Origin of the sequence: Streptomyces sp. NPDC096132, from assembly GCF_044763345.1 — a bacterium.
In the GTDB taxonomy this organism is placed as follows: Bacteria; Actinomycetota; Actinomycetes; order Streptomycetales; family Streptomycetaceae; genus Streptomyces.
On the sequence record NZ_JBIWGA010000022.1, the window covers coordinates 64,237 to 76,393 of the forward strand.

General features: G+C 69.6%; 9 protein-coding genes and 3 pseudogenes. 7 read left to right on the forward strand and 5 right to left on the reverse strand.

Annotation, left to right across the window (positions count from 1 at the left end; translation table 11 throughout):
• Positions 1–10: 10 nt before the first annotated feature.
• Positions 11–405, reverse strand: a pseudogene (locus tag ACIRF9_RS38505) (transposase); the annotation flags it as partial.
• On the opposite strand from ACIRF9_RS38505, the pseudogene ACIRF9_RS38510 reads away from it, so the two are divergent.
• A pseudogene (locus tag ACIRF9_RS38510) lies at positions 403–863 on the forward strand (transposase); the annotation flags it as partial. The pseudogenes ACIRF9_RS38505 and ACIRF9_RS38510 overlap by 3 nt on opposite strands.
• 342 nt (positions 864–1,205) lie before the next feature.
• Here the strand turns inward: ACIRF9_RS38510 and ACIRF9_RS38515 are convergent.
• Complete coding sequence (locus tag ACIRF9_RS38515) at positions 1,206–1,616, reverse strand: hypothetical protein (RefSeq protein WP_403832216.1); 411 nt, start codon at positions 1,614–1,616, stop codon at positions 1,206–1,208.
• Between ACIRF9_RS38515 and ACIRF9_RS38520 the strand changes: the two genes are divergently transcribed.
• Together ACIRF9_RS38520 and ACIRF9_RS38525 are read left to right on the forward strand one after the other, a co-directional pair.
• Positions 1,609–1,695: a DUF3761 domain-containing protein gene (locus ACIRF9_RS38520; protein ID WP_225075656.1), complete on the forward strand. Its 87-nt coding sequence runs from the start codon at positions 1,609–1,611 to the stop codon at positions 1,693–1,695. The genes ACIRF9_RS38515 and ACIRF9_RS38520 overlap by 8 nt on opposite strands.
• 188 nt (positions 1,696–1,883) lie before the next feature.
• Positions 1,884–3,746 carry a TerD family protein gene (locus tag ACIRF9_RS38525; protein WP_403832218.1) on the forward strand — a complete coding sequence of 621 codons (1,863 nt, stop codon included), beginning with the start codon at positions 1,884–1,886 and terminating at the stop codon, positions 3,744–3,746.
• A gap of 110 nt (positions 3,747–3,856) precedes the next feature.
• Here ACIRF9_RS38525 and ACIRF9_RS38530 read toward each other — a convergent pair whose 3' ends face one another.
• Positions 3,857–4,972 carry a serine hydrolase domain-containing protein gene (locus tag ACIRF9_RS38530; protein WP_403832221.1) on the reverse strand — a complete coding sequence of 372 codons (1,116 nt, stop codon included), beginning with the start codon at positions 4,970–4,972 and terminating at the stop codon, positions 3,857–3,859.
• 348 nt (positions 4,973–5,320) lie between these two features.
• On the opposite strand from ACIRF9_RS38530, the gene ACIRF9_RS38535 reads away from it, so the two are divergent.
• Complete coding sequence (locus ACIRF9_RS38535; protein ID WP_403832224.1) at positions 5,321–6,214, forward strand: GyrI-like domain-containing protein; 894 nt, start codon at positions 5,321–5,323, stop codon at positions 6,212–6,214.
• 329 nt (positions 6,215–6,543) lie between these two features.
• Here ACIRF9_RS38535 and ACIRF9_RS38540 read toward each other — a convergent pair whose 3' ends face one another.
• Positions 6,544–7,683 carry a PucR family transcriptional regulator gene (locus tag ACIRF9_RS38540; RefSeq protein WP_403832226.1) on the reverse strand — a complete coding sequence of 380 codons (1,140 nt, stop codon included), beginning with the start codon at positions 7,681–7,683 and terminating at the stop codon, positions 6,544–6,546.
• An 87-nt stretch (positions 7,684–7,770) separates the two neighbouring features.
• On the opposite strand from ACIRF9_RS38540, the gene ACIRF9_RS38545 reads away from it, so the two are divergent.
• The 3 genes and pseudogenes from ACIRF9_RS38545 to ACIRF9_RS38555 all read left to right on the forward strand — a co-directional run.
• The gene (locus ACIRF9_RS38545) at positions 7,771–8,826 is read left to right on the forward strand and encodes a ferredoxin reductase (protein WP_403832229.1); all 1,056 of its coding nucleotides are present in this window, start codon (positions 7,771–7,773) and stop codon (positions 8,824–8,826) included.
• Between the two features lie 7 nt (positions 8,827–8,833).
• A complete protein-coding gene (locus ACIRF9_RS38550; protein WP_403832231.1) occupies positions 8,834–9,952 on the forward strand; it encodes a fatty acid desaturase family protein in 1,119 nt (372 codons plus the stop codon).
• A gap of 69 nt (positions 9,953–10,021) precedes the next feature.
• A pseudogene (locus ACIRF9_RS38555) lies at positions 10,022–10,348 on the forward strand (DUF6207 family protein); the annotation flags it as partial.
• Between the two features lie 381 nt (positions 10,349–10,729).
• Here the strand turns inward: ACIRF9_RS38555 and ACIRF9_RS38560 are convergent.
• Positions 10,730–11,863, reverse strand: a complete 1,134-nt coding sequence (locus ACIRF9_RS38560; RefSeq protein ID WP_403832234.1) for an alpha/beta hydrolase — start codon at positions 11,861–11,863, stop codon at positions 10,730–10,732.
• Positions 11,864–12,157: the final 294 nt, after the last annotated feature.

Sequence of the window (12,157 nt, forward strand, 5' to 3'; positions counted from 1 at the left end):
GCTCACACCAGGCCTCGTTCGGCTGGGCCACAGGCTCAAGCGTCGGCGGCGCCGACTTCCTCGGCCCGCTGGGGGTGGCGCCTTTCCGGGCGAGGCGCCTGGTCATGAGAGTGACACGCGAGGGCGACCTCCCGACGACCCAGCGGCGGGGCAGCACGACGAAGCCGGAAGCGTCCATGGGACGGCTGACAGGCTTGATGGTGAGGTTGAGGTGCTGTTTGGCCGAGTCGACGAGCTTGCCGGCGTATGCGGAGTCGGCCCACACGATCGTGATCTCGGGTGCATCAGGCGCAGGCGGAAGAGGACTCCCTTCGCTGCTGCGGCGTCGTGCAGGTCAGCGGGGGTGACCATGACCATGAGGGGCAGGTCGCGGGGGGGGGTGTCGACGACCATGTGGCGCTTGCGGACTCTTCCCACGTCCGGGCCGCACGCAGGGGCCCGAAAGCGGCCCCAGCCCGGTCGACCGCGCACGCCCGGGCAGCAAGCGCCACATCATCACCGATGGCCAGGGCATCCCGCTCGCGGTGTCGCTGACCGGCGGCAGCCGCAACGACGTCACCCGGCGACTGCCGCTGTTGGACAAGATCCCGGCAGTGGCCGGAGTCGTCGGCCGGCCGCGCGGGTGGCCCGAGATGCTCTTCGCCGACCGGGGGTACGGCCACGACGAGTACCGCCGGTTCCTGCGGCAGCGCGGGATCCGGCCGGTGATCGCCGAAGGGGGACAGCCGCACGGCACCGGTCTGGGTGCCTTTCGTTGGGTCGTCGGGGGGACGATCTCCTGGCCGCACGGCTTCCGCCGCCTACGGATCCGCTGGGAGCGACGCGACGACATCCACGAGGCGTTCCTCGGAAGGCTTTGTTAGGGCCAGTTAGCGCACGATCTGACATGGCTGTTCCTCAACCCCGAGTACCGTACCTGTCACGAACTGCACCCTCCTGGATCCACTGGGCCCAGTCCTCGATGCGTTCAGCGGTTACGGGTGTGACCAACGTACCCGCCGGATGAGCAGAAGCGATGGTCCTGAACCTGCCTCGCCGAATGCGCCGACGCTTGCCCGGCATCGGTTCGCCTGCCACGACCTGAACCACCTCGCATGTCGGCTCCCCGGGTCCGCCAAGTAGGTAATTCAGGCCCGGCTTCAGCTCTTGTGCAGGGACAGAGACGCGCGTGTCCGGGTGTCCGTTTGGGGGGATCATCGCGTGAGTCAGTACCAGCCCGGCCCGTGGGCCGTCCGTCCACCTGAGCCTGTCCGCATGCCTGATATGCGCCCACTCCACAAGCGCAAGCGCGTATGGGCCGGCGGTTTCGTGCTGCTCGCGGTCGGTGCCGCGTTCGGCGGCGGTAGTTCCAGCGCGGCCAGTCCCGCGCCGCGCCCTACGGTCACCGTCACCGCGACCGCCACGAAGACGGCAGCACCTGCCCCGACGGTCACTGTGACGGAGTCGGCAGCGCCGGCCCCCACGGTCACCGTGACCAAAACGGCCAAGCCGGCATCTACGACCACGCGCAACTCAAGTTCCGGCTCCTCGGGCAGCGGCGGCACCGGTTCGTCATCGGGCGGCTCGTCGAGCTCCAGCGGCACGACCGAGTCGGCAGGGGCTACCGCCTTGTGCAATGACGGCACCTACAGCTACGCCGCTCATCACCAGGGCGCGTGCTCCCACCACGGCGGTGTTGCCGTCTTCTACAGGTAGCAGGCCGCCGCGGCGGCCGGGCGAAACAGCGCACCGCCGGGGCAGCCCCGTCGGCTCGCCAGTCCTCATGGGTGGTGCCGACCGGTACAGCCGGATCGTGCGGGGCAGCCAGGGTGCGATCTGGCAGCGAAGTGGTCACGTCGAGAGCAGTGTGCCTTGCGTGAGGAAGGCAGGAACGGAGAAAAACCATGGCATTCGGCTTTCGCGTGGGCGTGCCGGGCATGAGCGTGCGAGTCTCCACCCGGGGTGTACGCACCTCCGTCGGGCCCCGTGCAGCGCGTATCAGCGTGGGCAGCGGCGGCACGCGGATCTCGTCGGGAGTGGGCCCGCTCTACGCCTCCAGCTCCCTGGGCGGAGGGCGCCGCCGCACGAGTACGACCCGCTCGCGGGCCGCCGCCCCGTCGGCAGCGCAGCTGGAGCGGGCTCGCCGGCAGGCCGAGCGGGCCCAGCAGGAAGCGGAACGGGACGCGGCGATTGCCCAGTTGAACGAGCTGCGACGGCAGGCGACCAGCGTCCACCTGCAGTCCTTCGGGCCGGCCCGCCCGCCGGTGGTGCCCGGGCCTCCGCAGCTGAGCCTGGCCTGGGCCCTCGCGGAAACCCAGGCCCACCACTTGGCAGGGCTGGGGATCTTCGCCCGCGCTGAGCGTGCCGCGGCCAAGCGCAGGGCCGAGGAAGACGCGCCAACCTACCTGGCCGCCGAGGAGACGCGCCTGCACGCCGTCCACAGCGAGTTGACCGCCGAGGCCGGTCGGTGGTGGCAAGCCTTGGTCGCCAACGACGAGGAGACCGTGTGCGAGGCGGTCAACCACGCCTTCTGCGACAACCCTGCCGCGGGCTGCGCGGTGGGAGTCGACGGGGCTGTCCTTTCCGTGGTCATGCGACAGCAGGACATCGACTCGCTGCCCGATCAGATGCCAGGAGTCACCCCCAGCGGGCGCCCCACTCTCAAGACCCTGAGCAAGCGCGACCGCACCCTGTGGTGGCTCACCTCCATGGGGTCGAACATCGTCGCCACACTCAAGGAAGCGTTCGCTGTCGCGCCGGGGATCATGGCCATCGACCTGGCCGTGCTCACGCGCCTGCCGGCCACTCAGCGTCTGGGATTCGTGGCCTACGGCCGCTGGACGCGCCAGGCCATCGAAGCAGGCCCCTGGCGGGAAACAACCGACGCGCTGCGGTTCCTCGACATCGGCCAGGACGTCGCGTGCTCGGTCACCACCACCGCTTCCGGGAACCTGTCCAGCACCATCAAGCCCCTCGACACCAGTAGGCTGCCCGGCCTGCAATGCCTTCTCGACCACGCCCAGGACGATGCCGAATCTGGCGATGCGACCCTGGCCGGCCTCGACGGAGACCTGCGCGCCAACACCCCTGCCGCCCACTCGGCTCCCCTGCCGGATCACTACCGGATCCACTCCGTCGCCGAGTGGAAAACCCAGACCGCTTGTCCGACGCCACCGCCCACCCCCGCGGCTCCGACCCACGCTCCCGCGCTGCCGAGCCACGCCCCTGCGACCGCACTCACGCCGGGCCAGAACCTGGTGCTGCCCGAGGAGGCATGGCAGGAGCTGTTCATCGCATTCAGCTTCGCCGGCGCCGACGCCGACCTCACCCTCTTCCTGACCGGCACCAACGGCCAGGTCACCTGCGATGAGGACTTCGTCTTCTACAACCAGCCCTCTGCCGCGCAGGGCGCGGCCCGCCTGCTGGGCAAGCAACCCGACGGCCCGCACATCGTCGAACGCGCAGCCCTGCACCTCGCCGCCCTGCCCGCCCACATCCAGCGCGTCACCGTCGCCGTCAACATGGACGTCGACACCGGCCTGACCTGCGCCGCGCTCACTCACGCGGCCCTGCACATGGACTGCGCCACCGGGGCCGCCTGGACCTTCCGGCCACCCGCCGAACCCGACGTCCGCGCCATGGCTGTCGCCGAGCTCTACCGACACACCACTCACGGCCAGCAGGTCTGGAAACTCCGTGCTATCGGCCAAGGCTGGGCCGACGGCCTCGACGGACTCGCCCGGGCCCACGGCGTCAACGTCACATAGCCAGGCAACCGCTCCCCCATCCTCGGAGCGACACGGAGTCGCGGTCGAGGTCGACGAGCACCACGGGCGCGTGCGGACGTGGGTCCGCCGGCGGGGCCAATCGTGGGTTGTCACCGCAGTCCGCTGTAGGCGGCCATGATGATCTCCATGCCGCGGTTGTCCTCCTGCTGCTCTCGGTCGATCATCTGGTTCATGACATAGGCCACTGTCATATGTGAATCGGGGTCGCTCGCGACCAGCGAGCCGCCCCATCCGCCCCAACCGAAGGTGTTGCCGAACTTGCCGAAGCCCAGGGTCCAGGACATCGGCGTCCGCAGAACGCGGTCCTCGCCGCGGAACACCTCCTGCCACGCGGGCTCGCAGCCCTGGGGGGACAGCAGCCGCACGCCGGCGGCCGTTCCCTGGTTTGCCAGTACCGACTGGAGGAGGGCGACGGAGTGAGCGTTGCCGAAGCCGTTCACCGCAGGGATCTCCGCACGGCGCCAGGCCACGGAGTTGGCGTCCTTGACCCGGATTGCGGGACCGGTGTGCTCCCTACGTGTGCCATCCGGTCCGGGCGGTGCGCTGGAGGCGTACTCGTCGGTCAGCGACGGCGGCGGGATGAGCGGTGCGACGCGGTGGTCGTGCTCCGCGGAGAGCCCGATGTGGAAGTCCGCGCCCAGCGGTTTGGCTACTTCCTCGGCGAAGAACTCGCCGAGGCTGCGGCCGGTGACGCGGCGGACGATCTCACCGATGAGGAACCCGAAGGTGAGCGCGTGATAGCCGGCGGCCGTTCCGGGTTCCCATTCGGGAGCCTGCGCGGCCAGCCGTGCCGTAGCGCCCTGCCAGTCGTAGAGGTCCTGGACCGCATTCAGCCCGGACAGGTCCGGCAGTCCCGCGGTGTGGGACAGCACGTGCCGTACCAGCACGCTCTCCTTGCCGGCCGCGGCGAACTCGGGCCAGTAGGCGGCGACCGGCGCGGACAGATCGAGCTGCCCCCGGTCGGCCAGGATGAGCGCACACAGGGCGGTCATGTTCTTGGTCGTCGAGTTCACGCCCGTGAGGGTGTCGCGCTCCCATCTGACGGAGCGGTCCGCATCGGCGTAACCGCCCCAGATGTCGACCACGGGCTCGCCATCGAGGTAGACAGCGACCGAGGCGCCCACGTCGTCCTTGCCGAGCGAGGCTGCAAGGGCCGCACGGACCGCGGCGAACCGAGGCTCGCACAGCCCCTCAATATCAGTCATGGGCGCAAGCCTCGGGTAACGCCGGGGCTTTCCGCCCGACAATTCCCGCACGGATTCTGTCGGGCGGGTCGCGAATGAGTCGTCTCCGCACCTGAGGGCGGCCGGACAGCCGTGCGGCCGACCGCTCGGCCGGTCGCATCGGTAGCTGTTCCCACAGGCCCCGGGATCACTCGTGCGCCCTGTGCGGCACGACAGCCCGGCCGGCCCCGAGATCGCAGCGCTGATGACAGCTTGGCCGCCGCTCGCGGCAAACTACTCCGGCGTGGGCTTGGGCCCTGGCCGCTGCGGATCCTGAGGCTGGGTGGACGTTCCCACGCGGGAAGAGACAAGCAGGAAGGACAAATACGCGTGCTGGAGCGGCTGAATCAGGGCCTGGACCACCTGGAGGCCTGCCTCGACCGGGAAGTCGACGTGGCCGAGGTGGCACGGATCGCCGCGGTGTCGGAGTACCACTTCCGGCGGCTGTTCTCCGCGCTCGCCGGGGTGCCACTCCCGGTCTACGTGCGGCGCCGGCGGATGACGCTTGCTGCGGCCGAGGTGCTGGCCGGGGAGTTGACGCTGCTCGATGTCGCCGTGCGGTACGGGTACGGCTCGGGCGAGGCGTTCGCCCGGGCATTCCGGTCGGTGCACGGCATCGGGCCGGGCGAGGCCCGGCGCGCGGGTGCGGTGCTCACAGCACAGCCGCGGATGTCCTTCCGTGTCGTCGTCGAAGGTAGTACGACCATGCGGTACCGAATCGTGGAGAAGGAGTCATTTCGGGTCGTCGGCAGGAAGGCCAGGGTCCCCCTCGTGCACGAGGGGGTCAACGCGGCTGCCGCGGCGCACCTGGAGAGCCTTGACGAGCGGGCGATCGCACGGATGAAGGAGCTCGCCGACCGGGAGCCGGCAGGGATCTTGTCGGCGGCGGTGTACCTGACCGACAGCCGGGAGGAGGGCTCCGAGGCGGACTACTGGATCGGTGTGGCCACCGGCCCCGAGACGGCCTCCGAGGAGCTCGATGCCCTCGACGTGCCGGCCGGGACCTGGGCAGTCTTCGACAACCACGGTCCCTATCCGAGCGCGCTCCAGGAGCTGTGGCGAGACGTGTTCACGCAGTGGTTCCCCTCGAACCCTTACGCGAGTCGGCCAGGTCCGGAACTCCTGCGGACGCAGCCGGTGGAGATCGGCCAAGAGACCGACGCCCAACTGTGGATCCCGATCGAGCGGAGCAGCGGGAACCCGCTTCGCCATGGAAACCCCTGACCTCACGTACCGTCATTCCATCCCCGTCGTCCCTCGCGCGGTGTGCCAGGCCGGCCCGGTCCGGCGTCCGGTTGACTGTCGGAAGGGAGGCACGGGGCCGTCGCAGCACCACGGTGGTCCCCGGCGCGAGCGGCCCGGCCCCCGCCCCTGGTGACCCGGCCCGGCCGCCCCGCTGGTCACCCAGCTGCAGCCCGCCGCGCGCCCGTGGGTCAGCTCGTGCCAGGAGAGCGGGCCGGTGCGCATCGTCCGCATGAGCCAGCTGACGGCACCGAGAACGAGGCACGATTCCTGGACCTCGCGGACGCGGTCGTGGAGGGTCGACGTACGCGTCAGCCGACCCGAAGACCGACCGCCAGCGTCAGTTCAAGGACCCGGTGTGGTGATGCGAGATCCGGAAACAGCTCCCGCAGCTGCGACATCCTGTACCGGACTGTCTGGGGATGGACGAACAACGCCGCCGCCACCTCGTCCCGCCTGCCCTGGTGCAGCAGCCACGCCCGCAACGTCTCCTCCAGCCGCCGTGCGGTCGCGACAGGCAAGGTCCGCAACGGTGCGAGGGCTCGGGCGCGCAGGTCTGCGAACGCGTCCACGTCGGCGCTCAGCACCAGCTCGGGCAGGTGGTCCTCGGTGTCGCGAATATCGGAGGAGAGGGAGCGCGCGCGTACGGCTCGTGCGTACGAGGCGGACGCACGAGTCCATGGCCGGGCCGGGCCGACCACTGCCGTGCGGTCGGTCAGCTGCCGCAAGAGATGTGATCGGTCGGCATCGGGGACGAGCAGCACACCGGTGGCGTCCGGCAGATCGTCCAGGACGAGGGTGTTCGGGTCGAGCGCGCGGTAGGCAGGCCGGGCCTGGGCGGCGGGCAGCAGGACCGCGGTCAGCGAAACCGGAGGCTGCCACGCGGCCCGCTGGGCAGAGGCCAGCAGCACATCCGGGTTCGCGCCGGTGAGGAGGTCGCGGGCCAGGTGTTCCAGGTGGCGCTCGTGGGCCCGACCCTGAGCGGCCAGTTCGTCGGCGTGGCCCGCGGCGCTCGCGGCGGAGAGCTCGTCGATGTAGGCGAAGGTCAGCTCGGCGAACTTGGCGACCTCGGCGGCGGGCAGACCCGCGGGTACGGCACCCGCTGCCAGGCATCGCCAGGCCACGCGGGCGCCGACGCGGTAGGCGCCGAGCAGGGCGTCCATCGAACGGCCGTCGCGGACCTCGCCGCGGCCCAGCTCGTAGGCTGCGTCCCCGGCGTCGCCGCCTGTGGCGTTCCCGCTCGCGAGGTCCAGGTAGTGCCCCAGGGCGGTGCGGACGGCTCGGCGGATGGTGCCGCCCATGCGGCCCGAAAGGGCGTTGGCGTAGGGCGGGACCTCGTCGATGATCGCCTGGACGACCTCGTCAGCGGTGGTCCTCAGCGCGGCCCGAAGCGCTGTGACCGTCGTCTCATCCAGGGCCAGTTCGCTGGCCCTCCGGATTGCATGGCTCACGTTTTTGTTCCCTGCGAACAATTCAGCCGATCAGATTCACATCCTGCGGTCAGGACTTTACGCCCTGAGGCGCATCAAGCTGGAGTCATGACAAGTGCAGCCCTCCGCAGTAGGGCGTGGAAACTGCTGGAGATGGTCACGACGCCGCTGCTGCCGTCGGACTACCTCGACCTGGTCAGCCCGCTGCGTGCGGGCGCCGACCTGCGGGGGCGCATCGAGGCCGTGCACGCCGAGACGGGTGACGCCGCGACCATCGTGATCAGGCCGGGACGGGGCTGGCGCGGCCACACGGCCGGTCAGTACGTGCGGATCGGGGTCGACGTCGACGGGGTGCGCCTGTGGCGTGCCTACTCCATCACCTCGCCGACAAACCGCCAGGACGGCCGCGTCACGATCACCGTGAAGGCGATCCCGGACGGCAAGGTCAGCAACCACCTGGTCCGCAGGGCGAAACCGGGCATGCTGATCCAGCTCGACCAGGCGACCGGTGACTTCGTGCTGCCGCGGGCCAAGCCCGCCAAGGTGCTCTACCTGACGGCCGGCAGCGGCATCACGCCCGTGATGGGCATGCTGCGCGACACCGAGTTCGACGACGTCGTCATGGTCCACTGCGCGCCACAGCCGCAAGACGTGATCTTCCGCAACGAACTGCACGACCTGGTCGCGGACAAGAAGCTGCGGCTCACCGAGGTGCACACCGACACAGACGGCATGCTCGACATCGCCCGTCTCGACGAACTCGTGCCCGACTGGGCCGAGCGCGAGACCTGGGCTTGCGGGCCCGCGGGCCTGCTCGACGCCGCCGAAGAGCACTGGAGCGAGCACGGCGTCCAAGAGCGCCTGCACACCGAACGCTTCCGCCCCGGCATCGTCGTCGCCGGCGACGGCGGCGAGGTCACGTTCAGCGCCACCGGCAAGACCGTCGACGCGGACGGCGCCACGCCGTTGCTGGACATCGGCGAGGAGGCCGGCGTGCTCATGCCCTCCGGGTGCCGCATGGGCATCTGCTTCGGCTGCGTCACGCCGCTCAAGGCGGGCGCCGTCCGCGACCTGCGCACCGGCGAGATCACCGAGGCCGAGCCGGGCGTCCTCATCCAGACCTGCGTGTCCGCCGCGGCGGGCCCCTGCGACATCGAACGGTAGGAGCACCTTGACCGCCATCGACCCCACCGCCCACCTGACCGCGGAGCAGATCGAGGAGCTCGGCCGCGAGCTGGACGCGATCCGCGACGAGGTGATCGCCGGCCGCGGCGAGAAAGACGCCGCCTACATCCGCAAGGTCATCTCGGCGCAGCGCAAGCTGGAGCTGGTCAGCAGGGGCGTGCTGCTGTTCTCGATCTTCCCGCCCGCGTGGCTGATCGGCACCGCCGGGCTGTCCGTGGCGAAGATCATGGACAACATGGAGATCGGCCACAACATCCTGCACGGCCAGTGGGACTGGATGCGGGACCCGAAGATCCACTCCACCACCTGGGAGTGGGACCACGTCTCGCCGGCCGACCAGTGGAAGCACTCCCACAACGAGCTGCACCACACGTACACCAACGTGATCGGCAAGGACAACGACCTCGGCTACGGCATCATGCGCGTCGACGAGGACCAGAGGTGGCACCCGTTCCACCTCGGCCAGCCGCTGTGGAACTTCATCAACGCCTGCTTCTTCGAGTACGGCATCGCGGCGTACGACCTGGAACTCGGCAAGAACCTGCGCAAGCGCCGCCGCAAGGACCCGGAGTTCCGCGCGCGGGCCAAGGCCGTGGGCCGCAAGATCCGCAAGCAGGTGCTCAAGGACTACGTGATCCACCCGCTGCTGTCGGGCCCGTCGTTCCTCACCACGCTCGCCGCCACGTTCACCGCGAACCTGGTCCGCAACATCTGGTCCCACTCGGTGATCATGTGTGGGCACTTCCCCGAGGGCGTGCAGGTCTTCGAGCGCCGGTCGATCAAGGGCGAGACGCGCGGCCAGTGGTACCTGCGCCAGATGATGGGCTCGGCGAACATCAGCGGCAGCAGGGCCATGCACTTCATGACCGGCAACCTGTCGCACCAGATCGAGCACCACCTGTTCCCGGACCTGCCGAGCAACCGGTACGCCGAGGTCGCGGTGAAGGTGCGCGCGCTGTTCGAGAAGTACGAGCTGGAGTACGTCACCGGGCCGCTGCCCAAGCAGGTGTTCTCCGCGTGGCGCAAGGTCTTCCGGCTCTCGTTGCCGAACAAGAAGCCCAAGGTCAAGACGCCGGACCGCGAGCAGGAGCTCGTCGCGGCCTGATCCCCGTATTGGTGCAGATCTTTCGGCCGTACCGGCGGCACCGCCGGGTTCGGTGAGACCCGTTGCGGACGGTGGGCGGCCGCGACATCAGACCGTACGACACGGGGATCCGGGCAGCCCGGTGTCCGGCTGCGCTGCCTGGACGTGCGCCAGGAGCTCAGCACACAGCCCCCGGCGGAGTGTTGTAGTGCGCTGACCTGCCGTGGTCGGGCCGGTAGTCGGGTGCGTACGCGCACTCGGTTTGCCGACGGGCGGGCTGGGTGGAAGGCATGGGTTGTGACGTGGACACTGCCGGAACCGATGCTCGCCACCCCTGTGTCCGACCCTGCGCTGCTGCCGGGCTGGGCGGGTGAGCCGAAGTTATGGACAGGGTTGTGTGCTGTCCGTTGTCCATGACGGAGTTGGGCAGCTGCAGGCCATGTACGGCTGGCGTGGTGTACAGCGCGCCGAGGGTGCCGAGCAGGAGACGCACGCAGTGCGGTTTCGGGGGCGCTGCCGGCGGGCGGAGGGGTGACTTCAGGGCGCCGTGCTCCCGGGCGCGTCCTGCTCTCCGCGCCTTCAGGGCTGGGGTGTCGCAGCTTGGGAAAGGGCTCGCTGCAGCAGGTCCTGGAGTGTGTCCTGCTCTTGCCAGACCCCTAACGACATCGGATGCACAGGTGGCAGGGCAGGTGCGGGTTGCTGCCGCTGGGCGGTTTGCCTGCCGCAGCGCAGGGGTGAAGTCGCGAGGGCTACCCGCCAGGCCGGTGGGGGTATCGGCCTGGCGGGGAGGGTTTGCGGTCAGGCGAGGTTCTTGGTGAAGAACTCGTCCAGGGTGTTGAAGGGGATGAGGTCCTTGCGGTCGTACAGGTCGACGTGGTCCGCGCCCGGGACGACCACGAGGTCGACGGCGTCGGGGGCCATCTTCTGCACGTCCTCGGAGTAGTAGCGCGAGTGCGCGTTGGTGCCGGTCACCAGCAGGGCCTTGCGGGGCGCCAGCATGTCGATGTTGGTCATCTGCTGGAAGGCGAAGAACGACATCGGCGTGGTGGCAGTCCACGCGGTGGTGGAGTTGATGGAGCGGGGGTGGTAGCCGCGCTCGGTGCGGTAGTAGTCGAAGAAGATCTTCGTGATCGGGTCGGCGTCCGCCGGGAGGGCCTTGGGCAGGACGCGGTTGGAGGGGGCGACGTTGCCGTTCTCGTCGAATGGGACCTCGTGGGAGCCGCGCGCGTAGGTGCCCTTCTCAGCGTCGGTCCAGCGCTGCTGGCTGAGGTAGTCGATGACCTTCTGGCGCTGCTCACGGGTGTAGGAGTCCTGGTAGCTGCGGGACATGCTGCGCGACATGTCGTACATCGCGGAGGTGGCGACTGCCTTGATGCGGCTGTCGGCGGCCGCCGCGGTGAGGGCCATGCCGCTCAGGCCGCAGATGCCCTGGACGCCGATCCGGTCGCGGTCGACAATCTTCTGCAGGCCGAGGAAGTCGATGGCGGCGCTGAAGTCCTCGGTGTAGATGTCGGGCGAGCCCACGTCGCGCACCGTGCCGCCGCTCTGGCCGGTGAAGGAGGGGTCGAAGGCGAGGGCGACGTAGCCGCGGCGGGCGAACTCGTTCGCGTACAGGCCCGAGGACTGCTCCTTGACCGCGCCGAACGGGCCGCTGACGGCCAGGGCGGGCAGCTTGCCGCGGGCGTTCTTCGGTACGTACAAGTCCGCGGCGACGGTGAGGCCGTAGCGGTTCTTGAACCGCACCGAGGTGCGCCTGACGTTCTGGTCCAGTGCGAAGGTGTAGCCGCCCTTGCCCGTGGCCTTGCCCTGGCCTGTGGCGCCTGCGGCACCGCCGGTCTCCTCGCCGAAGGCGGGCAGAGCCGAGAAGGAGGCGGCCGTGGCGGCGCCGGTAGCGGTGGCAGCGATCAGTCCGAGCGCTTTGCGACGTTCCATGACAGTGGACCTCATGTTCGATCGGTGGGGGAAAGGTGCGCCGGTCGGTGCTGTCGTGACCAGGCGTGATTCCAGAGAACCGCTTCTGCGCCGGATGTGGCAGGTCGGGATTATGGGGGGTACAAGCTCAACCCCCATGCCGGTTCGGGGTGTTGTCACCTCAGACAACGAGGGCCAGGCTTCGATCGGTAACCGAAGCGGCGGGTGAGCGCGCGGTGCGGGGTGCGCGGGAGAAGCGAGGTGGCGGATGCTGAGTGAGACCGCTGGCCATGCGGATGAAGATTCACGGCACGG